At 64.3% G+C, this 24,735-nt stretch carries 28 protein-coding genes and 1 pseudogene; 14 read left to right on the top strand and 15 right to left on the bottom strand.

Annotation, left to right across the window (positions count from 1 at the left end):
- A pseudogene (locus ACFDTG_RS05965) lies at nucleotides 1-561 on the top strand (kynureninase); the annotation flags it as partial.
- A 55-nt stretch (nucleotides 562-616) separates the two neighbouring features.
- On the opposite strand, the gene ACFDTG_RS05960 reads toward ACFDTG_RS05965, so the two are convergent.
- Nucleotides 617-1,390 (bottom strand): PEPxxWA-CTERM sorting domain-containing protein, encoded by a 774-nt coding sequence (locus ACFDTG_RS05960; protein ID WP_375290098.1) that lies wholly within the window; start codon nucleotides 1,388-1,390, stop codon nucleotides 617-619.
- A gap of 173 nt (nucleotides 1,391-1,563) precedes the next feature.
- Between ACFDTG_RS05960 and ACFDTG_RS05955 the strand changes: the two genes are divergently transcribed.
- Nucleotides 1,564-2,559: an aldo/keto reductase gene (locus tag ACFDTG_RS05955; protein ID WP_375290097.1), complete on the top strand. Its 996-nt coding sequence runs from the start codon at nucleotides 1,564-1,566 to the stop codon at nucleotides 2,557-2,559.
- A gap of 33 nt (nucleotides 2,560-2,592) precedes the next feature.
- Here the strand turns inward: ACFDTG_RS05955 and ACFDTG_RS05950 are convergent, their stop codons facing one another.
- The gene (locus ACFDTG_RS05950; protein WP_375290096.1) at nucleotides 2,593-3,201 is read right to left on the bottom strand and encodes an HNH endonuclease; all 609 of its coding nucleotides are present in this window, start codon (nucleotides 3,199-3,201) and stop codon (nucleotides 2,593-2,595) included.
- Nucleotides 3,202-3,432: 231 nt separating this feature from the next.
- Between ACFDTG_RS05950 and gluQRS the strand changes: the two genes are divergently transcribed.
- The 5 genes from gluQRS (at nucleotide 3,433) to ACFDTG_RS05925 (ending at nucleotide 6,633) form a co-directional block, all read left to right on the top strand.
- On the top strand, nucleotides 3,433-4,260 hold the full coding sequence (gene gluQRS, locus ACFDTG_RS05945) for a tRNA glutamyl-Q(34) synthetase GluQRS (RefSeq protein WP_375290102.1): 828 nt from the start codon (nucleotides 3,433-3,435) through the stop codon (nucleotides 4,258-4,260).
- Between the two features lie 12 nt (nucleotides 4,261-4,272).
- Entirely contained in the window at nucleotides 4,273-4,503 is a 231-nt protein-coding gene (locus ACFDTG_RS05940) for a hypothetical protein (protein ID WP_375290095.1), read from the top strand.
- A gap of 12 nt (nucleotides 4,504-4,515) precedes the next feature.
- Complete coding sequence (locus tag ACFDTG_RS05935) at nucleotides 4,516-5,097, top strand: cob(I)yrinic acid a,c-diamide adenosyltransferase (protein WP_375290094.1); 582 nt, start codon at nucleotides 4,516-4,518, stop codon at nucleotides 5,095-5,097.
- Nucleotides 5,098-5,379: 282 nt separating this feature from the next.
- On the top strand, nucleotides 5,380-6,252 hold the full coding sequence (locus ACFDTG_RS05930) for a 3-hydroxyacyl-CoA dehydrogenase NAD-binding domain-containing protein (protein ID WP_375290093.1): 873 nt from the start codon (nucleotides 5,380-5,382) through the stop codon (nucleotides 6,250-6,252).
- Nucleotides 6,253-6,279: 27 nt separating this feature from the next.
- Complete coding sequence (locus ACFDTG_RS05925) at nucleotides 6,280-6,633, top strand: hypothetical protein (protein WP_375290092.1); 354 nt, start codon at nucleotides 6,280-6,282, stop codon at nucleotides 6,631-6,633.
- Here ACFDTG_RS05925 and ACFDTG_RS05920 read toward each other — a convergent pair whose 3' ends face one another.
- Entirely contained in the window at nucleotides 6,634-7,050 is a 417-nt protein-coding gene (locus tag ACFDTG_RS05920; protein ID WP_375290091.1) for a YidH family protein, read from the bottom strand. It lies immediately after the preceding gene.
- 206 nt (nucleotides 7,051-7,256) lie between these two features.
- Entirely contained in the window at nucleotides 7,257-9,851 is a 2,595-nt protein-coding gene (mutS, locus tag ACFDTG_RS05915; RefSeq protein ID WP_375290090.1) for a DNA mismatch repair protein MutS, read from the bottom strand.
- 119 nt (nucleotides 9,852-9,970) lie between these two features.
- On the opposite strand from mutS, the gene ACFDTG_RS05910 reads away from it, so the two are divergent.
- Nucleotides 9,971-12,232, top strand: a complete 2,262-nt coding sequence (locus ACFDTG_RS05910) for an NADP-dependent malic enzyme (RefSeq protein ID WP_375290089.1) — start codon at nucleotides 9,971-9,973, stop codon at nucleotides 12,230-12,232.
- Nucleotides 12,233-12,320: 88 nt separating this feature from the next.
- Here ACFDTG_RS05910 and ACFDTG_RS05905 read toward each other — a convergent pair whose 3' ends face one another.
- Nucleotides 12,321-12,989, bottom strand: coding sequence for an SDR family NAD(P)-dependent oxidoreductase (locus ACFDTG_RS05905; protein WP_375290088.1), 669 nt, complete (start codon nucleotides 12,987-12,989; stop codon nucleotides 12,321-12,323).
- 197 nt (nucleotides 12,990-13,186) lie between these two features.
- Here ACFDTG_RS05905 and ACFDTG_RS05900 point away from each other — a divergent pair, with 197 nt between their 5' ends.
- Together ACFDTG_RS05900 and ACFDTG_RS05895 are read left to right on the top strand one after the other, a co-directional pair.
- A complete protein-coding gene (locus tag ACFDTG_RS05900) occupies nucleotides 13,187-13,972 on the top strand; it encodes a DUF1134 domain-containing protein (protein WP_375290087.1) in 786 nt (261 codons plus the stop codon).
- 124 nt (nucleotides 13,973-14,096) lie between these two features.
- Nucleotides 14,097-15,278 carry an aromatic amino acid transaminase gene (locus tag ACFDTG_RS05895; protein WP_375290086.1) on the top strand — a complete coding sequence of 394 codons (1,182 nt, stop codon included), beginning with the start codon at nucleotides 14,097-14,099 and terminating at the stop codon, nucleotides 15,276-15,278.
- Nucleotides 15,279-15,469: 191 nt separating this feature from the next.
- On the opposite strand, the gene ACFDTG_RS05890 is transcribed toward ACFDTG_RS05895, so the two are convergent.
- From ACFDTG_RS05890 to ACFDTG_RS05845, 10 genes are all read right to left on the bottom strand, one after another.
- On the bottom strand, nucleotides 15,470-15,766 hold the full coding sequence (locus ACFDTG_RS05890) for a hypothetical protein (RefSeq protein WP_375290085.1): 297 nt from the start codon (nucleotides 15,764-15,766) through the stop codon (nucleotides 15,470-15,472).
- Between the two features lie 90 nt (nucleotides 15,767-15,856).
- Nucleotides 15,857-16,420, bottom strand: a complete 564-nt coding sequence (locus tag ACFDTG_RS05885; RefSeq protein WP_375290084.1) for a DUF2061 domain-containing protein — start codon at nucleotides 16,418-16,420, stop codon at nucleotides 15,857-15,859.
- Between the two features lie 209 nt (nucleotides 16,421-16,629).
- A complete protein-coding gene (locus ACFDTG_RS05880; RefSeq protein ID WP_375290083.1) occupies nucleotides 16,630-16,830 on the bottom strand; it encodes a hypothetical protein in 201 nt (66 codons plus the stop codon).
- A gap of 74 nt (nucleotides 16,831-16,904) precedes the next feature.
- Nucleotides 16,905-17,162, bottom strand: coding sequence for a cold-shock protein (locus ACFDTG_RS05875; protein WP_375290082.1), 258 nt, complete (start codon nucleotides 17,160-17,162; stop codon nucleotides 16,905-16,907).
- Between the two features lie 219 nt (nucleotides 17,163-17,381).
- The gene (locus ACFDTG_RS05870; protein ID WP_375290081.1) at nucleotides 17,382-17,999 is read right to left on the bottom strand and encodes a riboflavin synthase; all 618 of its coding nucleotides are present in this window, start codon (nucleotides 17,997-17,999) and stop codon (nucleotides 17,382-17,384) included.
- Nucleotides 17,984-18,967, bottom strand: a complete 984-nt coding sequence (ribD, locus tag ACFDTG_RS05865) for a bifunctional diaminohydroxyphosphoribosylaminopyrimidine deaminase/5-amino-6-(5-phosphoribosylamino)uracil reductase RibD (protein ID WP_375290080.1) — start codon at nucleotides 18,965-18,967, stop codon at nucleotides 17,984-17,986. The genes ACFDTG_RS05870 and ribD overlap by 16 nt, the downstream gene beginning before the upstream one ends.
- Nucleotides 18,951-19,403, bottom strand: coding sequence for a hypothetical protein (locus tag ACFDTG_RS05860; protein WP_375290079.1), 453 nt, complete (start codon nucleotides 19,401-19,403; stop codon nucleotides 18,951-18,953). Before ACFDTG_RS05860 ends, ribD begins: the two co-directional genes overlap by 17 nt.
- Nucleotides 19,404-19,451: 48 nt before the next feature.
- Nucleotides 19,452-20,174, bottom strand: coding sequence for a M48 family metallopeptidase (locus tag ACFDTG_RS05855; protein WP_375290078.1), 723 nt, complete (start codon nucleotides 20,172-20,174; stop codon nucleotides 19,452-19,454).
- Nucleotides 20,171-20,614, bottom strand: a complete 444-nt coding sequence (locus ACFDTG_RS05850) for a YcgN family cysteine cluster protein (RefSeq protein ID WP_375290077.1) — start codon at nucleotides 20,612-20,614, stop codon at nucleotides 20,171-20,173. Before ACFDTG_RS05850 ends, ACFDTG_RS05855 begins: the two co-directional genes overlap by 4 nt.
- Nucleotides 20,602-21,186 (bottom strand): SCO family protein, encoded by a 585-nt coding sequence (locus tag ACFDTG_RS05845; RefSeq protein ID WP_375290076.1) that lies wholly within the window; start codon nucleotides 21,184-21,186, stop codon nucleotides 20,602-20,604. Before ACFDTG_RS05845 ends, ACFDTG_RS05850 begins: the two co-directional genes overlap by 13 nt.
- 87 nt (nucleotides 21,187-21,273) lie before the next feature.
- Between ACFDTG_RS05845 and ACFDTG_RS05840 the strand changes: the two genes are divergently transcribed.
- The 4 genes from ACFDTG_RS05840 to ACFDTG_RS05825 all read left to right on the top strand — a co-directional run bounded on the left by ACFDTG_RS05840 (nucleotide 21,274) and on the right by ACFDTG_RS05825 (nucleotide 24,713).
- Nucleotides 21,274-21,888 carry an ankyrin repeat domain-containing protein gene (locus ACFDTG_RS05840; RefSeq protein WP_375290075.1) on the top strand — a complete coding sequence of 205 codons (615 nt, stop codon included), beginning with the start codon at nucleotides 21,274-21,276 and terminating at the stop codon, nucleotides 21,886-21,888.
- Complete coding sequence (locus tag ACFDTG_RS05835) at nucleotides 21,885-22,556, top strand: COQ9 family protein (protein WP_375290074.1); 672 nt, start codon at nucleotides 21,885-21,887, stop codon at nucleotides 22,554-22,556. The genes ACFDTG_RS05840 and ACFDTG_RS05835 overlap by 4 nt, the downstream gene beginning before the upstream one ends.
- 61 nt (nucleotides 22,557-22,617) lie before the next feature.
- Complete coding sequence (locus ACFDTG_RS05830) at nucleotides 22,618-22,869, top strand: ferrous iron transport protein A (RefSeq protein ID WP_375290073.1); 252 nt, start codon at nucleotides 22,618-22,620, stop codon at nucleotides 22,867-22,869.
- The gene (locus ACFDTG_RS05825; protein WP_375290072.1) at nucleotides 22,866-24,713 is read left to right on the top strand and encodes a ferrous iron transporter B; all 1,848 of its coding nucleotides are present in this window, start codon (nucleotides 22,866-22,868) and stop codon (nucleotides 24,711-24,713) included. Before ACFDTG_RS05830 ends, ACFDTG_RS05825 begins: the two co-directional genes overlap by 4 nt.
- Nucleotides 24,714-24,735: the final 22 nt, after the last annotated feature.

Raw genomic sequence — 24,735 nt, 5'->3', positions numbered from 1 at the left:
CTGTGCGGGGGCCCCGGCGCGCCCGCTGTCGCCTTCGTTGCAGAGCGGCGTCACGCCGCGCTTCGGCAACCGCTTACCGGCTGGTTTGGTCACTCCGAACCCTTCGCCTTTTCCGACGACTACGCGCCCGCCCCCGGCGTGGACCGGCTGCTCTGCGGCACACCGCCGGTGCTCGGCATGGCGGCGCTGGAGGTGGGCGTGGACATCATCGCACGGATCGGCGTGGATCGGCTCTACGCCAAGTCGCAGCGGCTTTCGGAATTCTTCCTGCGCTGCCTGGCGGCGCGGGGCGTCGATCTGCCGCTCGCCAGCCCCGCCGACCCTGCCCTGCGCGGCAGCCAGCTCAGTTTCCGCCACCCCGAAGCCTACGCGATCAGCCAGGCTCTCATCGCGCGCGGCGTAATCGGCGATTTCCGCGATCCCGACATCCTGCGCCTCGGCTTCGCGCCGGCCTATCTTCGTTTCGAGGACATGGCCGAAGCCGCGCGCCATGTGTCCGAAGTGCTGGCATCGGGCGAATGGCAGCGCGAGGAATATCGGGCGCGCTCAGCAGTGACCTGAGCGGAACCGGCTGGCGATCCTTGAGCGCCAGCCGATTTCCACCAAGTACCCGTAATCAGGCGGAGAAAACGAGGCGGCTGCTCTTGTCCCGTCGGCGCATTGCCCCGCCGATCGTTCCGAAGCCCAGGATCAGCATCGCCCAAGTCGAAGGCTCTGGCACCCCGCCGATAGCCTCGAAGTTCCAGGTCGTGCTGCCGCCGGTAGTGGCGAGAGTCACATTGTCTGCAAAGGCGTGGTAACCCGTCGTGGTGCCGCTGCCGACACCCACCGAGATAGCGCTGACCCGCGCGCCCGAGAGTTGCGCAGCCCACTGCGCGATCGTCTGACCCTGATTCACGTTCCCGCCCGTGATATAGAACTTGTCCGCCGCTGCCGACGAGTACCACACGCCAGGATTAGTCTGCGGGCCGTAGACGCCGTTGTACGCGCCTTCCCAGATCAGTTCCTTGCGAGAACCACCGTCGAGGATCAGCAGGCGCAGCGCCGGGGTGTAATCGACATTGTATGGATTGGTCGAGCCGGGCGCGATCATCCAGTCGAAGGTCAGGCTGGTGACATCAGCCAGTGCACCAAGATCGGTATTGAAAGGCACATACTGTATGCCGAGCTGTGTGCGCGTACGATCGCCTGTTATCTCAAGCGAGCCGTTGCCGCTTCGCGCAGCGGTGGTCGTGACGGCGGCAGTCCCGCCACCAGTATTTTCCGTGGGCAGTGTCCCCCATTGCGTGGCCGACGGCAGGCCGGAGACGTCGTTAACCGTAACAGTTGCTGCATGGGCCGCCGAAGCAGCACATAGCGCCGCAGCACCGACAAGAATATTGCGAATCATAAAGAACCCTCCCTCAGGTGCTTTATCTATATAGATAAGATATAGAATCGCAAACGCCAACTTAACATGCCTTATTAATTATCAGGGTCAGTGCTTGGGCGGTTCTCAAGCGCTGGACATCCCGGTCGGGGCGCGCGAGGGGTTGGAAAGACGGTCGGCAACGGGAGAAAGCAATGCGCTATAGTGAGCTTGGTCAGGGACTGAAGGTGTCCGCCATCGGGATCGGCTGCATGCCGATGGTGTCGGGCGGCAATATCGTTTATGGCGAAGGCGCCAATGCGGACGATGCGATCGAGACGATCCACGCCGCGATCGACAAGGGCGTGACGTTCTTCGACACGGCCGAAATCTACGGGCCTTTCCAGAACGAAGAACTGGTCGGTCGCGCGATCGAGGGCAAGCGCGATGGTCTGGTCATCGCCACGAAGTTCGGCTTCCGCTTCGATGGGAATCAGATCACCGGAACCGACAGCAGCCCGGAGAACATCCGCCGCGCCTGCGAGGGATCGCTGAAACGGCTGGGCATCGACACCATCGATCTATTCTATCAGCACCGCGTCGATACCCGCGTGCCGATCGAGGACGTCGTCGGCACGCTGGCCGAGCTAATTTCCGAAGGCAAGATCCGCCATATCGGCCTGTCCGAAGCGGGGCCTGAAACGATCCGCCGCGCCGCCGCCACTCACCCGATCACCGCGCTGCAGAGCGAGTATTCGTTGTGGGAGCGCGGGGTTGAGGAAGAGATACTGCCCCTCTGCAAGGAGCTCGGCATCGGCTTCGTGCCCTACAGCCCGCTCGGCCGCGGATTCCTGACCGGCGATTTCAAATCCCGTAGCGATCTTCCCGAAAACGACTGGCGCCACAACGATCCCCGTTGGTCGGAAGAGAATTTCGACGCCAACCGCAAGATCGTGAAGGTTATTGAGGGCGTGGCAAAGCGCAACGCTGTCAGCGCGGCACAGGTCGCACTCGCCTGGCTGATCGCGCAGGAGGACCATGTGGCGCCCATCCCCGGCGTCAAGCGCATCGCCACCATGAGCGATTCGGTCGCCGCCGCCGATCTCGACCTGTCGGATCAGGATCTCGCCGAACTTGCCGCTGCCGTGCCCCCGGGCGCCGCGCAGGGCAACCGTTACGGCGAACAGGGTATGCGGATGGTGCGGCTCTAATTGCCTGAGTGGGGCCCAAAAGGCCCCACAGGCTCACTCTTCCAGTTCGATGTCCCAGTACAGCCAGTCGCGCCAGGTTTCGTGGAGATAGCCGGGCGGAAACATCTTGCCGTGCTGGTGCAATTGCCAGCTGGTGGGCCGGATCGGTTCGTATTGCAGCGCCATGCCAGCCTGCTTGGGCGTGCGCCCGCCTTTCTTCATGTTGCAGGGTGCGCAGGCGGTGGCGATGTTCTCCCACGTCGTCTTGCCGCCCAACCGGCGCGGCACCACGTGATCGAAGGTCAGGTGATCCGGGCTGCCGCAATATTGGCACGCAAACCGGTCCCGCAGGAACAGGTTGAAGCGGGTGAAGGCGGGAAACTCGCTCGGCTTCACATACTGTCTCAGCGCGATCACGCTAGGGATCTGCATGTCGAGGCTGGGCGAATGGACTTCCCGGTCGTAGCTCGCCACCACATCCACCCGCTCCAGGAAGATGGCCTTGATCGCGGTCTGCCATGGCCACAGGCTGAGCGGATAATAGGAAAGCGGCGTGTAATCGGCGTTCAGCACAAGCGCCGGGCAGGACGAAAGATTGCGTGTCGGATCTTCGTCCGCACTGCGGAACCGCGCCGCACGTTCGATCAGATCGGCCCTGAACACTGTTCTGCCTCCCCTTGCGGCCCTCGGGCCTGTCGATGGAAGGGACCATTTGCGCCCTTTTGCGTCAAGAGCGTTACGAACATCATTTCCACAGGCTTTTCCCGCGCGCCGGGAAAAATTGCTCAAGCCGGCTACGCGAGTGGCGCGACTCTTTGCGCTTGCCGCCAGCGTGGTTCCCCATCTAGCCTTGAGATCCGAAGGCGAGGCAGCGAGTGGGATGGTTTGGCAAACATGGTGGTCACGCGGTTCGCACCATCGCCCAACGGGCCGCTGCATCTGGGCCACGCCTACTCCGCCATCACCGCGCACGACCTGGCACGGGACGCACAGGGCCGTTTCCTGCTGCGGATCGAGGACATCGACGGCCCCCGATCCCGCCCCGAACTCGCCGACGAATTCCGCCGGGATCTGGAGTGGCTGGGCCTTGAATGGGACGAGGTGCCGGCGCAATCGAGCCGGCTGGACAGCTATCGCGAAGCTGCGAACCAGCTGCTGAGCGAAGGTCTGCTCTATCCCTGCACCTGCACCCGCGCGCATGTCGAGGCGATGGCCCCGCGGCTCGGTCCCGAAGGCCTGATCTATCCCGGTACGTGCCGGGGCCGCAGTCTGAACCCGGACCTTCCCTTCGCGCTGCGACTGGATGTGGAAACCGCCATGGAGCGCGCGGGAGAGGCGATGTGGGACGACGCGATCCGGGGCGCACAACAAGCCGACCCGCGAGAATTCGGCGATGTCGTGCTGGTTCGCAAGGATGCGCCGGCCAGCTATCATCTGGCCGCGACGCTGGACGATGCGGCCGATGGCGTCACTCTGGTGACGCGCGGCATGGATCTGTTCGCCGCCAGCCATATCCACCGGCTGCTTCAGGGCGTTCTCGGTCTGCCGGTGCCGCGTTGGCATCACCATGCGCTGCTGTTCGACCGCGACGGAAAACTCGCCAAGCGCAAGGGATCGCCGTCGCTTGCCGACCGGCGGCGGGGCGGGGAAGATGGCCGGTCATTGGCCGACGCCTTGCGTGAAAACCGCTTTCCTGCTGGCATTACGCTGGCAAATGCCTAGATTGAGGGCATCATGACCACAGTTCTAATCATCATCCTGCTCGTCCTCATGGGGCTTACCCTGCTGTCCTTGATCCGCGGCGTGGTGGCATTTCTCAAAACCACCAAGATCGATCTTCAGAGCGGCGAAGGTCATACCGCGACCGAGATGCAGTTGGCGCAGAACAAGATGATGATGGCGCGCATCAAGTATCAGGCGCTGGCGGTCGTGGTGGTCGTGGTGCTATTGCTCGCCACCCGCTGACGGGATCGACCCATGGTCAAGCTCAACAAGATTTACACCCGCACGGGCGACGACGGGACCAGCGGCCTCGTCGACGGATCGCGGCAGCACAAGCATTCCGCCCGGTTCGAGGCGATCGGTGCGGTGGACGAGGCCAATTGCGCGATCGGTTTCGCCATCCGGGAGATGGCGAGCCAGCCCAAACGCCTTCTGCGCCGTATCCAGAACGATCTGTTCGACCTCGGCGCCGATCTGGCAACGCCGCTGGGCGATGTCGGCGGCAGCGATTTCGAACCGTCCGAAATGGTATTGCGCATCGTGCCCGCGCAGGTGACGCGGCTGGAAGAAGCGATAGACGATTGCAACGCGGCCCTCGAACCGCTGACCAGTTTCATCCTGCCCGGCGGCAGCGACCCCTCGGCCCGGCTGCACATGGCCCGCGCCTCCGTGCGCCGTGCTGAAAGGGCGATGGCAGCGCTTGCGGACACCGATCCGGTGAACCCCGCCGCGCTCGCCTATATCAACCGACTTTCGGATTACCTTTTCGTCCTGGCCCGCCATTGCAACGAAATCGGCGCGGACGACATCGCATGGACTCCGGGCGGCAATCGCTGAAGCACGATCCGGGACTTGGGGCGCAGAAACAAGACATAACGCGTGAGAATTTAGCTGCCCCATGCAGATTGCCAGTCGGGTTTTCCTCCTGAACTCCCGCTTGGGGCACCACCGTTCTTGCGGAAACGCGTTGGCATCTTTCGGCTTAACGACTCAGGAAGGGTGGGCGCGCGAGCGCAGGCGCAAACCTCCTTTCGACTTCGATGGATTTCCCCGCCTCTAGCCAAGCCGCCCGCCCGCCGCTAACCCGCCCCCTTTGCTGCAAGCGCGAAGGACAGGGTAATGATCGGTAAGGTGGCAGTCATCGGCGCGGGACAGATGGGATCGGGCATTGCGCAAAGCGTGGCGGCGCATGGGCATCAGGTGATGCTGGCCGATGTCGATCTCGCAACCGCGGAGAACGCACGCGCGGGCATTGATGTTGCGCTGGGCAAGGCGGTGGGCCGTGGAAAGATGGAGATCGCCGAAGCCGAGGCGACGCTTTCCCGCATCGCCGCAATCGCCGACTACGAGCCGATGACGGAAGCCGATCTCATCATCGAGGCGGCGACCGAGCGCGAGGAGGTCAAGAAAGCGATCTTTGAGAAGGCCGGCAAGGTGCTGTCGCAGGGCGCCATCATGGCATCCAACACCAGTTCGATCCCCATCACCCGCATGGCCAATTACTCGCCCGATCCCGAGCGTTTCATAGGCCTGCACTTCTTCAATCCGGTCCCGGTCATGAAGCTGATCGAAGTGATCCCCGGCCTCGCCACCGCCAAGAGCACCACCGACCGCACGATCGCCTTTGCCGAAAGCCTGGGCAAGGAAGTGGTGCTGAGCCAGGACGAACCCGGCTTCGTGGTGAACCGGATCCTGCTGCCCATGATCAACGAGGCGGTGTTCGTGCTGGGCCAGTCCACCGCCGGGATCGAGGATATCGACAAGGGTTGCCGCTTGGGCCTCAACCACCCCATGGGGCCGTTGCAACTGGCCGATTTCGTCGGCCTCGACACCTGTCTCGATATTATCAAGGTGCTGTACAAGACCACGCGGGACAGCAAGTACCGCCCCGCCCCTCTGCTGGTGAAATATGTCGAAGCGGGATGGCTGGGCCGAAAGACGGGCCGCGGCTTCTACGACTATTCGGGCGAGGAACCGGTGCCCACACGCTGACGTTGAACGGGTAAAGGAGATTACCCGATGACGGACAGCACCAAGAAGCCCGAAAGCCAGGAGATGCGCCAGGCGGGTCTCGCCCCTGAAACGCATAACGACGAGCAGGACGATCACCGCAGCCAGGCGCAGGAAGTGGCCGAGGAAGCCCGGCAACTCACACCAAAAACCGGGAGCCCGACCGAGAGCGTGAAGGGCGACAACTCTTCCGGGCTGATGAACGACAGCACGCAGGACATCGTCGACCATATGCGCGACATGGAAAGTTCGGGCCGGATCGACATGGGCGCCTATCGCGGCGAGGACAATCTGGACGACAACGAGGACAAGTATGGCGAGGCCAATAAGGTCGACCCCGATTTGCCCTCCGACGGCAGCTGATCAGACGCCTGCGTTGAGGGTCCCGTCGTTGAGGAGCCACAAACCCGCAACCAGGATGGCCGAACCCACGGCGACCGAATAAGCCACCGTGCGAAAGTTCGGGGTAGAGATCGCTTCGAACTTGTGGGCCTTCAACTGTTGCAGCGTATGGCAGGCGCGCCGCTCGGCGGTGACCGCCAGCCATCCGCCGGACAGGATGAAGAGGGTAGCAATCGCCTTGGCCAGCCATGGCGGGTCAAAAGCGCCGAACACCGCCTTGAACCCAAGCCCGATCCCTATCGCCGCGAAAGCCGTGCGCATCCATCCCGCGAAGGTGCGTTCCAGCGCCATGATGTTACGATCCTCGGCCAGATCGGTGCGAAACTCGGCCCATTCGGTGCTCTTGTTCGAGTCTTCGGGTGGATCGTCCTGTGCCATCCCCCAGCATTGCCGGGAGGGCTTCGGAAAGCAACCGGATGCGGTAAAACAAAAGAGTGTCCGGCCAGCCAACGGCCCGCCGGACACCGGGGGCATATTGCGCCGCCGGAAGGTTAGACGACGCTATCTGCCCAGTTTTGTGAGCGGGTCGGGTCGCAGAAAACTCCCGCTCTATACCTTTAGGCGTAAGGAGCGCGGGTTGCGGATCAATCCGACGACAATTTCTTGAGGGAATAAAGCATATCGAGTGCCTCGCGCGGGCTCAGTGCATCGATATCGAGACTGGCGAGCTGCTCCCTCAGGGCGTCCCGATTCTCCTCCTGCGCCTGCATGCTGGCGGCAAACAGCGGGAGCTCGCCCAGCCCTGCCGCAAGCCCGCCCGTTTCCGCACGCCCTTTCTCCAGCCGGTCCAGAATGGCCTTGGCCCGTTTGAGGACGATCGGCGGAAGCCCGGCCAGCCTCGCCACGGCAAGTCCATAGCTGCGATCCGCCGCGCCGCGCGCAAGCTCGTGCAGCAGGATCAGGTCGCCCTTCCACTCCTTGGCCCTCACATGGTGCAGGCTCAGCGCCTCGCAGCTTTCGGCCAGCCTCGCCAGCTCGTGGTAATGGGTCGCGAACAGGCATCGCGCACCCATTTCATGTACGGCCTCCACCACTGCCCAGGCGAGCGCCATCCCGTCGTAGGTCGAGGTGCCTCGGCCGACCTCGTCGAGAATGACGAAGCTGTTGGCGGTCGCCTGCGACAAGATGGCCGCTGTCTCCACCATCTCCACCATGAAGGTGGACCGCCCCCTGGCAAGGTTATCGCTGGCGCCGACACGGCTGAACAGCCGATCCGCGATACCCAGCCGGGCGGACCTGGCAGGCACGAAGCCCCCCGCCTGCGCCATCAGCATGATCAGCGCGTTCTGGCGCAGGAACGTGGATTTGCCACCCATGTTAGGGCCGCCGATCAGCCACAGTCGGTCGCCCGGCCCGAGTGTGCAGTCGTTCGCGACGAACCGCTCGCCCGATCTCGCCAGGGCGGCCTCGACAACCGGATGGCGCCCCCCGACCACCTCGAAACAGGGGTGGTCGTCTATTTCGGGTCGGCACCAGTCGCCCTCCGCGGCGCGCTCGGCCAAGGCCGCGGTCACGTCGAGCCGGGCCAGCGCCTGCGCGGTAGCGGCGATGGCCTCGCGCCGGTCGAAGACTTCGCCGACCAGCGTCTCGAAATGCGTTTCCTCAGCCGCCAGCGCGTGAACGCCCGCCTCGGCAATGCGGCTGGCTTCCTCGTGAAGACCCAGCGAGTTGAACCGCACTGCCCCGGCCATGGTCTGGCGATGGGTGAAACCGCTGTCTGCCGCCATCAGCTTGTCGGCATGACGCGCGGGCACCTCGATGAAATAGCCCAGCACCTTGTTGTGCTTGATCTTGAGCGAAGCGGTGTCGGTCTCGTCGCGATATTTCGCCTCGAGCGCCGCGATCGCGCGGCGCGCGTTTCCGCTGGTCTCCCGCAAGGCATCGAGCCCATGGTCGTAACCCGCGGCAATGAAACCGCCCTGGCTGCGCTCGGTCGGAGGACTGGGCACCAGGGCTCCGGCGAGGTGGTCGATATGCGCGGAATGCCCCCCCAGCATGTCGATCAGCTTCAGGAGGAGCGCCGGCGCTTCGGGGACTTCCCGCAGGAGGTCCCGGACCCGGCAAGCCTGTGCCAGCCCATCGCGGATCTGGCCGAGATCGCGGGGCGATCCGCGCCCTGCGACCAGGCGACCGAGCGCGCGCGCGATGTCGGGGCATTGCCGCAACATCGCGCGGACATCGTTGCGCAGGATCGGATCGCGATGGAAGAAGGCGACCGCCGCCAGCCTCGCCTCGATCTCGGAGCGCACCGTAAGCGGCGCCGAGAGGTCTTCGGAAAGCAGGCGCGAACCGGCCCCTGTCGAACATCGGTCGATCGCGGCCGCAAGGCTCCCCGCGCGCCCGCCGCCCTGCGCTTCCGTGATCTCGAGACTTGCCCGCGTCGCCGCGTCCATGGCGAGACGTTGTTCGCCGGTTCGTGCGCTGGGGGGCAGTAGGAGCGGCAGGCTCCCGCGGCCGACATGCTCCAGATATCCGATCAATCCCGCTGCCCCAGCGAGCATGGGCCGGGTAAAATGGCCCAGCCCGTCCAGCGTGGCGAGCCGGTGCAGTGTCTTGAGCCTTGCGTCGCCCGTTTCGCTGCGAAAATCGCCGCGGGGTCTTGCGATGGTGCCATCGGGGCCGCCCGTCCAATCTTCGGGTGCAATCACTTCGCTGGCGCCGACACGCGCGAGGACTGCGGCGAGACCGGCCGGCGCACACTCCTCCAGCTCGACCCGGCCCGTCGAGATATCGCAGGCCGCGATGCCTATCGCCTCTCGCATGGGAGCGAGGGCAACCAGGACATTGGAACTGCGCGGATCGAGCAGCGACTCTTCGGTCAGCGTACCGGCAGTCACGAAGCGTACGATGTCGCGCGCCACCAGCGCCTTCGATCCGCCCCGCTTCCTTGCTTCTTCCGGCGTTTCGACCTGCTCTGCGATCGCAACCCGGTGGCCCGCCCGGATCAATCGCGCGAGATAGCTCTCCGAGGAATGAACCGGCACGCCGCACATGGGGATCGGCGCCCCATCATGCTCGCCGCGACTGGTGAGCGCGATGTCGAGCGTGTTTGCGGCCAGCCTCGCATCGTCGAAGAACAGCTCGAAAAAGTCACCCATGCGATAAAAAAGCAGGCAGCCTTCGGCCTGCGCTTTCAGCGCCAGATATTGCTCGATCATGGGGGAAGCTGCTGCCGCCATCGTCCTTGCGTGGACTAACGCCGGACGATCCGATTCGATATGCTTTGGCGCGCGCTTTCCCCTGTTGCCGTCAAGCGCTTTGGGTTAGGGCAACCCGCGATCAGGAGACAGGGGCAAAAATGGCCGACGAGAAGAAACCCGCTTTTACGGAGCGCGAGGCGCTTTTTTATCACGAGACAATCCGGCCGGGTAAAATCGAGATCATCGCGTCCAAGCCCATGGCCACGCAGCGCGACCTCTCCCTCGCCTATTCGCCCGGTGTCGCCGCTCCGGTCCAGGCGATCGCCGACAATCCGGCCGACGCGGCGCGCTATACCGCGCGCGGGAATCTGGTTGCCGTCATCTCGAACGGGACCGCCATCCTGGGGCTCGGCAATCTCGGCGCGCTGGCATCCAAGCCGGTGATGGAAGGCAAGGCGGTGCTTTTCAAGCGCTTCGCCGACGTGGACGCGATCGATATCGAACTCGCTACCGAAGATCCCGACAGGTTCGTAGACGCCGTGTCCTTGATGGAGCCCACTTTCGGGGGGATCAATCTGGAAGATATCGCCGCGCCTGAGTGCTTCATCATCGAGGCGGCCCTGCGCGAACGCATGAACATTCCCATCATGCACGATGATCAGCACGGAACGGCGATTATTTCCGCCGCCGGCTTGATCAACGCCTGCCACCTGACCGGCCGCCAACTGCGCGATTGCAAGATGGTGGTGAACGGCGCCGGTGCCGCGGCGCTGGCCTGCACCGCGCTGGTCAAGGCGATGGGCATGCCCCACGAGAACGTGATCGTATGCGACCGCTCCGGTCCGATCTATCCGGGCCGCGAAGATGTGGACCAGTGGAAGAGCGCACATGCCGTGCCGACCGAGGCACGCAGCCTGGAAGAGGCGCTGGAAGGAGCGGACATCTTCCTTGGTCTGAGTGCCGCCGGCGCGCTCAAGCCTGAGTGGGTCAAGAAGATGGCGAAACAGCCGATCATCTTCGCCATGGCCAATCCCGTGCCGGAAATCATGCCCGACGACGCCAAGGCCGTCCGCCCCGATGCGATCGTGGCCACGGGGCGCAGCGATTTCCCCAACCAGGTCAACAACGTCCTGGGTTTCCCCTTCATCTTCCGCGGCGCGCTCGACGTGCGGGCGACCGACATCAACGAGGAGATGAAGATCGCCGCCGCCAATGCCATTGCCCAGCTGGCGCGCGATCGCGTTCCCGAAGAGGTCGCCGCTGCCTATGGCGTCAACCACCAGTTCGGAACCGACTACATCATCCCGGCGCCCTTCGATCCGCGCCTGATGGAAGTGGTATCCAGTGCCGTGGCCAAGGCGGCAATGGATTCGGGGGTGGCGCAGGCCCCGATCGAGGATTTCGTGGAATATCGCAATTCGCTGAAGGCGCGCCTCAATCCCACGACGGCAGCGCTCACCAACATTTACGAGCTTGCCCGAGCCAATCCCAAGCGGATGGTTTTCGCCGAGGCGGAGGAGGAGGTCGCACTGCGCGCCGCCATCCAGTACCGCGATTTCGGCTATGGAGAACCGATCCTCGTGGGCCGCACCGAGAAGGTGCTGGAGAAGCTGGAGGAACTCGCGGTCGATGATCCGAGCAGCTGGATCATCGAGAACTCGCTCGTGTCCGACAAGGTGCCGGAAATGGTGGAGTTCCTCTACAAGCGGCTGCAACGGCGCGGCTATACCGAGCGCGACGTGCAGCGCATGGTCAATCAGGAACGCAACGTGTTCGCCGCACTGCTGGTGGCGCTGGGCCATGGCGAGGGGATGATTTCAGGCCTGACCCGTACCTTCGCGCAAACCGTGCGCGAGGTGGGCCGCGTCCTCGACGAAAAGCCGGGTGGCCTGCCGTTCGGCATCCATCTGCTCATCGGCAAAAACCACACGACCTTCCTGGCCGATACCACCATCAATGAACGGCCCAGCGCCGAAGACCTCGCGCATATCGCCTGCGAGACCGCGGCGGTCGCCCGCCGCATGGGCCACGAACCGCGCGTCGCCTTCCTCAGCTATTCCACCTTCGGCAATCCCAGTGGCCAATGGCTCGGCAACATCCGTGAGGCGGTGGCCATCCTCGACAAGCAGCAACCGAATTTCGAGTACGAGGGCGAGATGGCGCCAGATGCCGCGCTCAACCCCAAGGTCATGAAGCTCTATCCCTTCAGCAGGCTTTCGGGTCCGGCGAACGTGCTGATCATGCCGGGCCTGCAATCGGCGAACCTCAGTGCCAAGCTGCTGCGCGAACTGGCCGGCAATGCCACCATCGGCCCGATGCTGATCGGCATGGAAAAGCCCGTCCAGATCGCGCCCATGACCGCCATCGCACCGGAGGTGCTCACTCTGGCCGTCCTCGCCAGCGCGGGGGTCGTTGGATAAAACCTGAAGAAAAGCGACCCATTCTTTTAGCCTCCCGCCGCCCGATTGTCGCGGCGGGAGGCCAACCGGCCACAAGACGGATAGACGCTCAGAAGGGGATGGTTTCGCCCTTGTAGTCGACGAAGCGATAGCCGCCCCCGCCCGCGGACTGGAGGACATCGGCCATGCCGGTGACGCTTTCCTCGACCGTCAGCTTCGCATTGGGCCCGCCCATATCGGTCTGCACCCAGCCAGGATGCAGCGAAAGCACCTCGATATCGCGCTCTTTTGCCGACTGTTCGGCGATACCCTTGGCCAGCATGTTTTGCGCGGTCTTGCTGGTCCGATAGAGTTCATAGCCGCCGGAGCTGTCCGCGATCGAACCCATGAGGGAGGACATGAAGGCCAGCGTACCCCCATCCTTCAACGCGGGGAGCAGCGCCCGACCGGCGCGCGCCGGGCCGAAGGCGTTGGTCATCATCACCTTCGCGACCTCATCATCCGTCGCCTTGTCCGCGGACTGATGCGAGGCTCCCGTGATGCCGGCATTGACGAGGATCACGTCGAACCGCGCAGCATCGAAACCGAGGTTTTCGTAGGTAGAAGGCTCCGTGACGTCGGCGGTCACGATCGAGACCCCTTCGATGGCGTGCAGATCCTCGCTCTTGTCCCGCTCGCTGGCGACGACCTGCCAGCCGCGTTCGGCGAAGGTTCGGGCCAGTCCCAGCCCTAGGCCGCGCGACGCGCCGAAGATGAAGATATTCTTTTCGTCTGCCATTGTCGTTTGCTCCATTCTGGGTGACGAGATGGGGCCTTGCGCGGGATCGGCAAGCCCGCAGGAGGTGCGGAACACCCCATCCCAAAGGCGACTCGCTTCACCGCAAAAGCGATTCGGTTCATCGCCCGCTCATTGCCTCGCCTTCAATCGGGCCGTTCAACGCATTTGATATTTCGCCCTCGGGAGGGGCAATCGTGATGACCCATCCGGTCCAGCGCCTAGTCAGCCGTGCCGTCGCCCACTTCACCGGCGCCGTCGCAGTGTTCGGCCTTGCCGCAGCGCCCCTTGCTGCGCAGGTCGAACAGGTCGATCCCGACGCCGCCTACAATGCGCCCATCGACGGCGATCTGGAGCAGCCGCAGCAGAATGCGGAGCTCGCGCCGGCCGATCAGTCCGATACGAATACGTATTCTCAGCCTGCCCCCGAACAGCTGCCCGCCCCGCAGAGTTCGGCCCCGGCCGTGGCCGAACCGGCCCCAGCGCCGGAGGGTGATACCTCGTCGACCTATCGCGAAGACGACCTCATCGGCGCTGCCGAGGGCGTGTTCGGCCAAGGGGCCCAGGGTGTCGCGGAAATGATCCGCAAGACGCTCAAAGATCAGGGTGAACCCAATGCCTATATCGTCGGGCGCGAAGCAGGCGGGGCCTTTATCGTCGGCGTCCGCTATGGCTCAGGCACGCTCTATCATAAGGTGGAGGGGCAGCGTCCCGTTTACTGGACAGGCCCCTCGATCGGCTTCGATGCGGGGGCCAACGCGGGCAGCACCTTCGTCCTGGTCTATAACCTCTACGACACGGAAGACCTTTACAAACGCTTCCCGGCAGGCGAAGGGCAGGCCTACGCCATCGGCGGCCTCACGGCGAGCTATCTTCGCTGGGGCGACGTGGTTCTCATCCCCATACGCGTTGGCGCGGGCTTGCGGCTCGGGATCAATGCGGGGTATATGAAGTTTTCGAAGAAACAGAACTGGTTGCCGTTCTGAACAGTAAGGCCAGCCCTTCGGGTCGAATATAAAAAACGCCTAGGGGCTCGGCCGGGGCCGTGACGGATTTCCCCCCAACCGAATCCAGTTGCGGCCCCACCCTTCTTCAGGGCATGGGGCGCCCATGCTTCAGCACCTTCAACCGCAATCGCCCGACGCGCTTCTCGCACTGATCAAGATGTACGAGGCCGATGAACGGCCCGATACCATCGATCTCGGCGTGGGCGTCTATCGCACCAACACCGGGGCGACACCCGTCTTTTCCGCTATCAAGCAGGCTGAGCACACGCTCCACGAGGTTCAGGACAGCAAGGCCTATCTCGGGCCCGAAGGCGATATGGGCTTCGTCAACGCCCTCATGCCATGGATCTTCGGGCAGGATGCGACCATGGGCGGACGGCTGCAGGGGATGCAGACCCCGGGCGGGACCGGCGCAGTGCGCCTGGCAGCGGCGCTGGTGGCAAAAGCCGGGGCGAAGCGCATCCATCTGGGCACGCCGAGCTGGCCCAATCACAAGCAGATCTTCGACGATCTCGGGCTGGAAACCATGCCCTTCAACCATGCATCCGCCGATGGCAGCGCGGATGGCGAAGCGGTGCTGGCCGCCATTCGCGGTGCCGGAGCACAAGATGCCGTGCTGCTGCACGGCTGTTGCCACAATCCGACGGGCATCGACTACACGCAGGAGCAGTGGGAAGCCATCGCCGACGCGCTGGCCGAAAGCGAAGCTCTGCCGATCATCGATGTCGCCTATCATGGCCTGGGCCGCGGGCTGGACGAGGATGTCGAGGGCCTGCGCACGGTACTGGCCAAGGTGCCGCAGGCGCTGATCGCCTATAGCTGCGACAAGAACTTCGGCCTTTACCGCGACCGTGTCGGCGCGCTGTATTTCCTCAGCCCCGATCGCGACCATCTAGGCACCATCGCGTCAAACGCCAATGCGCTGGCCCGTGCGGCATGGTCCATGCCGCCCGATCACGGCGCGGCGGCGGTGCGGATCATCCTGCGCGACAAGGACATGACCGCCGACTGGGAAGCGGAGCTGACCGACATGCGCCAGCGGATGCGCCGAGTGCGCGAGCGACTGGCGGCGGCGGACAACGAAGTGCCTGGCCTCAACCTCGCGGCGCTGGGCCAGGGCAACGGCCTGTTCGCCATGCTTCCGCTCGACAAGGCGCAGATCGATGCGCTGCGCACCGACCACGGCATCTACATGGCCGGATCGGGGCGTATCAACGTGGCGGGACTGACCGAATCCAACACGCCCAAGTTCATCGCAGCGCTGGCCGACGTGACAGCGGGCTGACCCGGCTGCCATCCCCGGCGAAGTGGACCGCGCATCCGGGGGTTTTGCAAAACTCGCGAGAACGAGATTGTTCTATGCTCTCAGAGGTTTGCGGCCAATTATCGTGTTTCCGGCGGCAACTTCGCCAAGGCACGGCGGTTCCGCAAGTTGAAAACCATGTCGGTACCTCTCTTCCCCCTTTCCCTTGCAGGTCAGCCATTGCGCAAGGTTGCACGATTTCGAAGAGCCAGGTCGATAAATGGCGGGCCGGGCCCGAATAGGACAGAGAAATATTCACCGGGCGTGATATTGTAGGAATACCGTCGCAAGAACCAGCCAATACGATTTCCGCTCGTGGGCGAGGAAGGAGCGAGCAGCTTCGCGGTGGATCGTTTCGCTTGCAAAAGATGGTGCTGCGCTTGGCTGCGCCGGGTCTTCTGGTCCTCGCCATGACAGTTGCCGGCGCCAAGAACCCGCCGGTTCGGATTGATCGATCGCTCACCGCCCATCGCTTCAGGGGGATTTTTTCAGGCTGGCATCGCAAAGCATGGCGCGCGAATGGGACATCCTCTGTGCCCTTATGAGGCGTAAACAGGTGATCAAAGCTTAGCTTTTGCCGTTGGATGGCGATCGCCTTTTTGCAGACCGAATGGCAGCCGCTGCCATATTCGTTCGTGAAAAAAGTAGAGCACCAGCTTGGTGAAGATCTCCAGACCACCGATGGACAGCGCAGTCGCCACGCTTCCCGTAAAAAACCACGCAAGCGTAAACGTATCGAGTGATGCGATCAGGCGCCAAACCCCGGTCTTGACGGTTGTTCTGCGCATCGTCTCGCGATGTTTGGAATTGCGGAACACGATGCCCCAGCCGGTGAAAGACCACGCGCGTTCGTGAAGAAAATAAAGGATGAACTTGGTCGCAACCTCGGTAACCGCAATGTAGCTGGCCGTTTCGAAGGCGTCAGTCTGGGCGACTGGCGTGCCTATCATGGGCCCCAGATATGTGATCAGGAGATAGGACAGGATCAGCGTATCGATTGTGCCGACTATGCGCCAAGAAACGGCCTTGGCGACAGAACGCCATGGCTTGATGTCTGGCCTACTGGGTGGGTCGAGAAGAGGCGTCTCCGGACCGAAAAACGGCTTTTGAGCAGGTTCTCTCATTTTCTCGGCGCTAAAGACCTATCGATCACCAAAAGCGTCTTCGAGACTTGAATAGAAATAGAGCGCAACGCCTTAGTGGACCCGTTCATCCGCACCGATCCCGTCCAATAGCGAGGTCGGTAGGTCCCGCCGTAGGGAACCAAATTCCCTCTCCCACTTGCCGGCATCAGGCCCAATGGGGCTGGTCGCCGGTTCGCATTGTCCGAACGTCATTCATCTTCGTCGGCCATCGGATACTCCTCACGAGGCCAGCCAAGATGAGACATGCCATTCGCCTCTCGCCAGTCCGCGATCCGTTTGGCACGGTCTTTCACCGCTTCGATGGCTTCCGAGCGCTCTTCAGCCGATCCCGAACGGTCGACCTTCATGGCCGCCAGCTGGTGATCGAACAGAAATTGATTCATCGGCATGAGAAAGATAACCTTGCTGGAGCGCGGGGTCGAACGCGAACCGGGAGAGATATGCCCCCGGCCCGCTGTCGGTATCAGCCCTGCTGTTTACTGGCCTGTTCTTTCTGACTTTCGCCATCGCCCTGCTGCTGCTGCTGCAGGTTTACGGCGAATTTCTTCCCGCCATCGACTTCGTTGGTTTCGTAGCTGAATCGCTGATCGACCTTGGGCATCTGGCCTTCCTGCTGTAGGTCCGCTTTCTTGAAACGGAGCGCGTCGCCACCCTTTTCAGGGGTGATGGAACCAGTGCCCGAACTACTGTCGTAGCTTTTGATCTTGCCATAATGGGTCATTTGTCATTCCTTCGAACGAGTGTGCAGCGCGCCAGAATTGACCCGGCTGCGACTAAGAGACGAAACTGATCGAAAGAGCTTCCGAATACGGAAGCGATGACCGTCGATTGCGACTGGTAGCTGACCTATAGATGGATACGACGGTCCAAGATTACAACCGTATCACGGCGTTATCTTGAGTTATACCGGCCACGGCCGCGACTGGATTGTTGACCGCCTCTAGCTCCGCAAGCTCTGCATCCGCCGGAGATAGCGGGCCAGCACGTCTATCTCGAGATTGACATGCGCGCCTGGCTCCAGAGTACCCAGCGTCGTAACCTCGCCCGTGTGCGGGATGATGTTGACTGCGAAATCGCAGGTGCCGTCGTCCTGGTCCGCAACATCGTTCACGGTCAGCGAGACACCATCGATGGTGATCGATCCCTTGGCCGCGATATAGGGCGCGAGATCGGCGGGCGCGTTGAAGCCGATACGGTGCGAATCGCCTTCGGGGCTGACGTCCTTCACGGTGGCGATGCCATCGACATGGCCGGTGACGAGATGGCCGCCCAGTTCCTCACCCAGCTTGAGCGCTCGCTCCAGGTTGAGCTTGCGGCCCGGCTCCCACATGCCAGGCACGCTGCGCGCCACGGTTTCGGCGGATACGTCCACCGCGAAACTGGCGTTGCCCGCTTCCCGCCCGCGCTCCACCACCGTCAGGCACACGCCCGAGCAGGCGATGGAAGCGCCGATGGCGATATCCTCCGGCTCCCACGGGCAATCGATCCTGAGATGAAGGTCCCCGCGCCGGTCCGCGCTGGTGATGGTGCCGATGGCAGATACTATTCCGGTGAACATGGGGCGCGTTCGTAAGCCTCATACAGGTCGCTGCCAAGCTGCCTGCGCTCAAGCAATCGCCAGCGCCCGTGCGCGTCGGCCAGATTGCCCAGGCCAATGTCCCCCACGCCGGGGAGCCCGCCGCCGATGACGATGGGTGCGCGGTAGATTTCGAGCCGATCGACCAAGTCGGCGGAGAGGAAGGCGGCGCTGATTTCGGTCCCGCCTTCGCAATAGAGATATTGCACGCCTTCAAGCTTCGAAATCTGGTCGGGCGCGTTGATGATCTTGGCGCGATCGGGCGCGATGCCGCGGGTCAGCACGACGCGCGTCGGGCTGCGGTCTTCGAGGCCGGGCAGCCGCACGTCGAGCCGGGGCTTATCCGCCCGCCAGGTGCCGCCGCCCACCAGGATGGCGTCCGCCATCGCGCGGCGCGAATGGACATGGGCACGCGCCGCGTCGCCCGTGATCCAGCGGCTTTCGCCCGAAGACAGCGCGATGCAGCCATCGAGCGACATCGCCAGCTTGAGCGTCACATGGGGCCGCCCCCGTTGGGCACGGGTGAGATAGCCCGCCAGGCTGCGGCGGCTGGGGCCATGATCGGCAACCTCCGCTTCGATTCCAGCCCGGCGCAGCCGCTCCATCCCCTCGCCCGCGGTGCGCGGATCGGGATCGCCGACGCCCGCGATGACGCGCGCCACGCCCGCCTTTGCCAGCAAGTCCGCGCAGGCGGGGCCACGCTCGGATCGGTGCGCACAGGGTTCGAGCGTGACGTAGGCGGTCGCCCCGCGCGCCGCACCGCCGGCCTGATCCAGCGCCATTGCCTCCGCATGGGGGCGCCCGCCCGGCATGGTCCAGCCGCGCCCGAGCACCACCCCGTCCCTGACGAGAATGGCGCCGACGGAAGGATTGGGTCTGCTGAGCGGCCGGCCTCTCAGCGACAGCCGCGCCGCCGCGTCCAGCCAGTCCGCGTCAGAGCGGTTCGCCAATGATCTGGCCTTTCTTGGCCAACTCCTCGCGGCGCGCCTCCAGCCGGGCTTCCTCGGCCGCTTTCTTGCGGGCGATGTCGCGCTCCATCGCATCGACATCCAGACCTGTGGCGCGGCCAAGCGCACGATAGGCGTCCTTCACCTCTTCGTCGCGTTGGGCCTGTTCGGCAGCGCGGGCTTCCTTGCGCTTCTGGTTTTCGATGTTGGAGGCGATGATTTCCGCATCGGTGCGCCCTTCCGGGAAGGTGGCGATCAGGCTGACCTTGGGCTTTTCCGGGGGTAGGTACACCCGCTCCTGCGTGAAGCCGTAGACCAGCGCGAAGGTGCAGGCCATCGACAGCCCGATGATCGGCCAGCGATAGGGATTGGGGCGGCGGAATTCGTGCCAGAAATCGGCGATGCCGCCTGCCGCGTTGAATCGCGAGATATAGCGCATGTCAGCAAGATAGCCCTTCCGGTCCCGAAGCGCCAGTATCGCTGCGTATCAGCCGAAATCGGCGTAGAGCGCGCGCCCCTGGCTGCGCAGCCACCCGTCGGCGGCGTCGATGTCGCCTTCGTAGAGTTCATCGAGCAGAGCGTGAAACGCGGGCGAATGGTCGAAATGGACGAGATGCGCGACTTCGTGCGCCACCACCGAACGGCGCACCCAATCGGGCGCCATGGCAAGACGCCAGTTGACGCGCACGATCCCCTTGCTGGAGCAGCTTCCCCAGCGCCGCCCCGCACGGGTGAGGCGCAACTGGGGGGCCTCCACGCGCGCCCGGGTGCAGTATTCGATGAGATCGGCAGCCAGGAGCCGGGTCGCCTCGCCCTCCAGCCAGCGCTGGAGCCGGTTCGCCAGCGTCTCTCGCGGGCCGCCCAGCGTCAGCGTGCCCGGACTCAGAACCGGGCGGCGGGGCGCATCCGCGTGCCAGTCGATCGCCAGTTCGCCGCCGCGGTGGCGCAGGGAACCACGCGCGACCGGATCGCCCGGCGGCGGGACCTTGGCCAGCTGCGTCTCCAGCCACGCGCGACGCATCTTGGCGAAGGCGACGGCGTCTGCGCTGCGGCACCATTTGGGCAGCGTGATCCTGACCGCGCTGCCATCGGGCGCCAGCCGCATGGTCAGGCGGCGCGCACGCGCATGGCGGTTGAGTTCGATGGGGATCAACCGGCCCGAAAGCTCGATGGCGGGCTGCGCGTTGTCGGAGCGCAGCCACTCTATCATGTCGCGCTCCATTCGACGATGTGGTGCTCCAGCGGCCCCGCGACATCCTCGCTGATGACGCGCCCTGCCACCGATACCCCCGCGGCCTCCACCGCCTCCCGATCGCCCGAGATGAGATAGTGCCAGCCAGGCAGCGGGCGCCCGTCCGCGCGGCGGCGATAGGCGCAGGTGGACGGCAGCCATTCCACGCTGTCCACGATCTTGAGCGTCAGACGCAGGCAATCGGGCACGAAGGCCTTGCGATTGGTGTAATCGCGGCACCGCGCGGTCCTGGTGTCCAGCAGCGTGCAGGCGACATTGGTATCGGCGATGGCGCCGGTATCCTCGTCCTCGATCTTGTGCAGGCAGCAGCGTCCGCACCCGTCGCACAAGGCTTCCCACTCGTCCTGGGTCAGCCGCTCCAGGGGGAGCTCCCAGAAACGCGGTCTCATTTCACCCATCGTTCCAGTTCCGCTTCGACGGCCTCGGGGCCCTGGTCGGTGGGCAGGGTGGCGAGCGGCCTGCCCTGCGGATCGAACAGATAGGTGATGTTCGAATGGTTCATCAGATAGCCGCCCCCGGGCGAAGTCTCGCCCCGGCTGGCGAAGACGCGAAAGGCGTCCTTGGCGGCATCGATCTGGGCGGGCGTTCCGGTAAGCCCGACGATATCGGGCGAGAAGGCAGCCGCGAATTCACCGACCTTTTCCGGCGTATCGCGTTCCGGATCGACGGTGATGAAAAGCACCGCGGTGTTCTTTGCGAGGTCCGGATGCGCCTCGGCGAACGCCCGATAGCCGCGCGCCGTTCGTGCCATGTCGGTGGGGCACACGTCGGGGCAGAAGGTATATCCGAAATAGACGATCCGATAGCGCCCGTCGAAATCGCTCCAGCGAACGGTCTCGCCGTCCTTGTTCACCAGCATGAACGGCCCGCCGATGTCCGCCCCCTGCAACGGGGGTTCGGCGGGTTCGGGACTGGAGCAGGCAGCTATACAGCTTGTGGTCAGGGCAAGTGCGGCAAGGATACGAAGCATGGCATCGCGCAATGTGGTCTGCTAACCGGGCGTCTGCAAGCGCGGATTCCCGCGGGGCTGCGCATAAAGATCGAAGGGTCAGTGGAAATGATACGGCGTTGGTTGGCGACAATGGTTCTGGCAGGTCTGGCAAGCGCAACGGTCGCTCCGCAAGCGGTGCTGGCGCAGGCCAAGTCGGAACGCAGCGAATTCCTGAAGTCCGTGCGTGAGCGCGATGGCAACACAGCCACCGAATTGCTCAATCGCCCGGGCACCGTGGTGGTCAACACGCGCGAGTTCACCACCGGCGAAACGGCGCTTCATATCGTGACCGAACGGCGCGACCTTACCTGGTTGAAATGGCTGCTGGGCAAGGGCGCATCGCCCGATCCGCGCAACAAGGCGGGCGAAACGCCACTTCAACTGGCGGCGAACCTGGGCTGGGTCGATGGCGTGGAAGCGCTGGTCGGCGCCGGCGCCGCTGTGGACGAGCGCAACAACCTGGGCGAAACGGCGCTGATCGCCGCCGTCCACCGCCGCGATCTGGCGCTGGTCCGTTCGCTGCTGAAGGCGGGCGCGGACCCCGAGAGGACGGATAATTCCGGCCGCTCTGCCAAGACCTATGCCGACCTTATGGGCCCCGGGCCAATGAAAAGCGTGATCGACGATACCATGAGCGAACAGGCCGCCCGCAAGGCAATGACATACGGGCCCGGCGCATGACCGGCGCTCCCGATCCCGCCGACATGACGCTCGACGAGCTGCGCGTTCATCTCGCCCCGGCAATCGCCGACGGTGCGATCTTCGATGGCTGGGGCGATACCGCTCTGGCCGATGCCGCCGCGCAGGCCGGGGTCGACGTCGATGTCGCGCGGCTCGCATTCAAGGACGATGGCGCCTTCGGCATGGTCAAGGCATGGATCGCTTCCACCGACGCAGCCATGGCCCAGGCCCTGCCCCCCGAAAAGCTGGCGACCATGAAGATTCGCGAGCGCATACGCAGCCTGGTGCAATTCCGCCTGGATGCGGCGGCCGGGCGGGAGGAGGCGCTGCGGCGCGCGCTCGCCATCATGGCCATGCCGCAGAACGCCCCCGCTGCGCTCAAGCTCGGTTGGAACAGCGCGGATGTCATGTGGCGGCTCGCCGGCGACACCGCGACCGACTGGAACCACTACTCCAAGCGTGCGATACTCGGCTCGCTCTATGCCGCCACCTTGGCGGTGTTCGCCAACGACGAGAGCGAGGACAAGGCCGAAACGCGCGCCTTCCTCGATCGCCGCATAGAGGGGGTGATGAAATTCGAAACCTTCAAGCGGAAATGGCTGCATTCGGAGGCGGAACACTTCTCGCCCGTCCGCTTCCTCGGCCGGTTGCGGTATCCCGCTCGCTGATCCGCCACCGCGCTATTGCAAATCGGTTGCAAGAGGGGTGGGCTGCCATTAGGTGCGCTCCATGACGCTGGACGATCTCGCTCCCGGAACGCCTGCCCACATCGCGCGGATCGACTGGTCGGTGCTGGCCGATGACGAGGCCAAGCGCCTGCGCGCCCTGGGGATCGATACGGAGGCCGAGGTCAGCATCGCGCACCGCGGCGTGCTGTTCGGGCGCGATCCGCTGGCGGTGCGCGTGGGCGTCATGACCGTGGCCCTGCGCCGCAGCCATGCGCGCGCCATCACCATCGAAACCCTCGCGGCGCCGCTGTGAGCCGGCATCGCACTGCCGCCCTCGTCGGCAATCCCAATTCGGGCAAAAGCGCGCTGTTCAACGCGCTGACGGGTGCGCGCCAGAAGATCGCCAACTATCCCGGCGTGACGGTGGAACGCAAGGCGGGCCGCGTGCTGCTTCCCAGCGGGGAGCCGGTCGAGCTGCTCGATCTGCCCGGTGCCTACAGCCTCGATCCCGCCAGCCCCGACGAACGCGTCACGCGCGATGTCGTGACCGGCGCCTTCGAGGGAGAGGCGCGGCCCGATGTGCTGGTGCTGGTGCTGGATGCGACCAATCTGGAGCAGCACCTGGTCTTCGCGCAGGAAGTGCTGGAGCTTGGCCGACCCACGGTGGTGGCGCTCAACATGCTGGACATGGCAGACAGGGACGGACTCACGCTCGATCCCGCCGCCCTCTCCGAAGCGCTCGGCGTTCCGGTTATCCCGACGGTGGCGGTCCGCCGGCGCGGTATCGAGGATCTTCGCGCCGCCATCTCCGAAGCCGAGAGCCATGCCGAAGATCGGCCGCATCGCAACTGGCACCTGACCCTGCCCGAACGCCGCCTGTCGGCAAAGCACATCGCGCGCGGCGCGACCCTGTCCACCACCACGCGCCACACCGTGGCCAATGGAATTGATCGCGTGCTGCTCAATCCCTGGGCTGGCCCGGTTATCCTCTTCGCGCTGCTGTTCGTGATGTTCCAGGCGGTGTTCACATGGTCCACACCGTTCGTCGACGCGATCGAGGGCGGCATGGCGGCGCTTGGCGAAGCGGTCTCCGCATCCCTGCCGGAAAGCCTGCTGCGCGATTTCCTGACGCAGGGCGTCATCGAGGGCGTGGGCTCGGTGATCGTCTTCCTCCCGCTGATCGTGATCCTGTTTGCCTTCATCCTGGTGCTGGAGGCGACCGGTTACATGGCGCGTGCCGCCTTCCTGATGGACCGGTTGATGGCCGGAGTGGGTCTTTCGGGTAAAAGCTTCATCCCGCTGCTTTCCAGCTTCGCCTGCGCGATCCCGGGGATCATGGCGACGCGGTCGATCCCGGACCACAAGGACCGGCTGACCACCATCCTGGTCGCGCCGCTGATGACCTGCAGCGCACGGCTTCCCGTGTATGCGGTCATCATCGCGGCCTTCATCCCGGCGGACACCGTGGGCCCCGGCATCGGATTGCAGGGTCTTGTGCTGTTCTGCCTCTATATCGCGGGCATTTTGGGCGCGATGGCGGCGGCGCTGATCATGCGCCGCACGGTAACGCGCGGGGCGGCGAGCGGCTTCATCATGGAACTGCCGCGCTACCAGCTTCCCCGTCTCAAGGACTTGCTGATCGGGTTGTGGCAACGTGCCTGGGTGTTCCTGCGCCGCGCGGGCACCATCATCTTCATGGCCACCATCGCGCTCTGGGTACTGTTGACCTTTCCGCAGGCGGAGCCGGGAGAAAGCCAGCTGGATGCTTCTTATGCCGGCCGCGTGGCCGATGTCCTCCATCCCGTGCTGGAGCCGATCGGTTTCAACCGCGAGATGAGCCTGGCGCTGGTGCCTGCGATGGCCGCCCGTGAAGTGGCAGTGACCGCGCTCGCCACCACCTACGCCATCGATGCCGATGACGAGGAGGCAGAGGCCCAGCGTCTGACCGAACGGCTGTCCTCGGCCTGGAGCCTGCCTACTGCACTGGCTTTCCTGGCGTGGTTCGTGTTCGCTCCGCAATGCCTTTCCACCATCGCAGTCGCCCGTCGGGAAACCAACGGGTGGAAATGGCCGGCCTTCATGGTCGGCTATCTGTTCGCGCTGGCCTGGGTCTTCGCCGGGCTGACATACTGGACCGCTGGCGCCCTCGGATTCTAGACATGGCGGGATTCTAGGGCAA

It is taken from the genome of Qipengyuania sp., assembly GCF_042095715.1.
In the GTDB taxonomy this organism is placed as follows: domain Bacteria; phylum Pseudomonadota; class Alphaproteobacteria; order Sphingomonadales; family Sphingomonadaceae; genus Qipengyuania.
The sequence above is the reverse complement of the archived record's forward strand: the minus strand, read 5'-3'. Positions and strand labels throughout refer to the sequence as shown.

What these genes read in the sequence shown, in the direction of transcription:
- ACFDTG_RS05960 (WP_375290098.1), bottom strand. Translation starts at nt 1,390, where the DNA reads ATGATTCGCAATATTCTTGTCGGTGCTGCGGCGCTATGTGCTGCTTCG.
- ACFDTG_RS05955 (WP_375290097.1), top strand. Translation starts at nt 1,564, where the DNA reads ATGCGCTATAGTGAGCTTGGTCAGGGACTGAAGGTGTCCGCCATCGGG.
- gluQRS (WP_375290102.1), top strand. Translation starts at nt 3,433, where the DNA reads ATGGTGGTCACGCGGTTCGCACCATCGCCCAACGGGCCGCTGCATCTG.
- ACFDTG_RS05940 (WP_375290095.1), top strand. Translation starts at nt 4,273, where the DNA reads ATGACCACAGTTCTAATCATCATCCTGCTCGTCCTCATGGGGCTTACC.
- ACFDTG_RS05935 (WP_375290094.1), top strand. Translation starts at nt 4,516, where the DNA reads ATGGTCAAGCTCAACAAGATTTACACCCGCACGGGCGACGACGGGACC.
- ACFDTG_RS05930 (WP_375290093.1), top strand. Translation starts at nt 5,380, where the DNA reads ATGATCGGTAAGGTGGCAGTCATCGGCGCGGGACAGATGGGATCGGGC.
- ACFDTG_RS05925 (WP_375290092.1), top strand. Translation starts at nt 6,280, where the DNA reads ATGACGGACAGCACCAAGAAGCCCGAAAGCCAGGAGATGCGCCAGGCG.
- ACFDTG_RS05920 (WP_375290091.1), bottom strand. Translation starts at nt 7,050, where the DNA reads ATGGCACAGGACGATCCACCCGAAGACTCGAACAAGAGCACCGAATGG.
- mutS (WP_375290090.1), bottom strand. Translation starts at nt 9,851, where the DNA reads ATGGCGGCAGCAGCTTCCCCCATGATCGAGCAATATCTGGCGCTGAAA.
- ACFDTG_RS05910 (WP_375290089.1), top strand. Translation starts at nt 9,971, where the DNA reads ATGGCCGACGAGAAGAAACCCGCTTTTACGGAGCGCGAGGCGCTTTTT.
- ACFDTG_RS05905 (WP_375290088.1), bottom strand. Translation starts at nt 12,989, where the DNA reads ATGGCAGACGAAAAGAATATCTTCATCTTCGGCGCGTCGCGCGGCCTA.
- ACFDTG_RS05900 (WP_375290087.1), top strand. Translation starts at nt 13,187, where the DNA reads ATGACCCATCCGGTCCAGCGCCTAGTCAGCCGTGCCGTCGCCCACTTC.
- ACFDTG_RS05895 (WP_375290086.1), top strand. Translation starts at nt 14,097, where the DNA reads ATGCTTCAGCACCTTCAACCGCAATCGCCCGACGCGCTTCTCGCACTG.
- ACFDTG_RS05890 (WP_375290085.1), bottom strand. Translation starts at nt 15,766, where the DNA reads ATGGGCGGTGAGCGATCGATCAATCCGAACCGGCGGGTTCTTGGCGCC.
- ACFDTG_RS05885 (WP_375290084.1), bottom strand. Translation starts at nt 16,420, where the DNA reads ATGAGAGAACCTGCTCAAAAGCCGTTTTTCGGTCCGGAGACGCCTCTT.
- ACFDTG_RS05880 (WP_375290083.1), bottom strand. Translation starts at nt 16,830, where the DNA reads ATGCCGATGAATCAATTTCTGTTCGATCACCAGCTGGCGGCCATGAAG.
- ACFDTG_RS05875 (WP_375290082.1), bottom strand. Translation starts at nt 17,162, where the DNA reads ATGACCCATTATGGCAAGATCAAAAGCTACGACAGTAGTTCGGGCACT.
- ACFDTG_RS05870 (WP_375290081.1), bottom strand. Translation starts at nt 17,999, where the DNA reads ATGTTCACCGGAATAGTATCTGCCATCGGCACCATCACCAGCGCGGAC.
- ACFDTG_RS05860 (WP_375290079.1), bottom strand. Translation starts at nt 19,403, where the DNA reads ATGCGCTATATCTCGCGATTCAACGCGGCAGGCGGCATCGCCGATTTC.
- ACFDTG_RS05855 (WP_375290078.1), bottom strand. Translation starts at nt 20,174, where the DNA reads ATGATAGAGTGGCTGCGCTCCGACAACGCGCAGCCCGCCATCGAGCTT.
- ACFDTG_RS05850 (WP_375290077.1), bottom strand. Translation starts at nt 20,614, where the DNA reads ATGGGTGAAATGAGACCGCGTTTCTGGGAGCTCCCCCTGGAGCGGCTG.
- ACFDTG_RS05845 (WP_375290076.1), bottom strand. Translation starts at nt 21,186, where the DNA reads ATGCTTCGTATCCTTGCCGCACTTGCCCTGACCACAAGCTGTATAGCT.
- ACFDTG_RS05840 (WP_375290075.1), top strand. Translation starts at nt 21,274, where the DNA reads ATGATACGGCGTTGGTTGGCGACAATGGTTCTGGCAGGTCTGGCAAGC.
- ACFDTG_RS05835 (WP_375290074.1), top strand. Translation starts at nt 21,885, where the DNA reads ATGACCGGCGCTCCCGATCCCGCCGACATGACGCTCGACGAGCTGCGC.
- ACFDTG_RS05830 (WP_375290073.1), top strand. Translation starts at nt 22,618, where the DNA reads ATGACGCTGGACGATCTCGCTCCCGGAACGCCTGCCCACATCGCGCGG.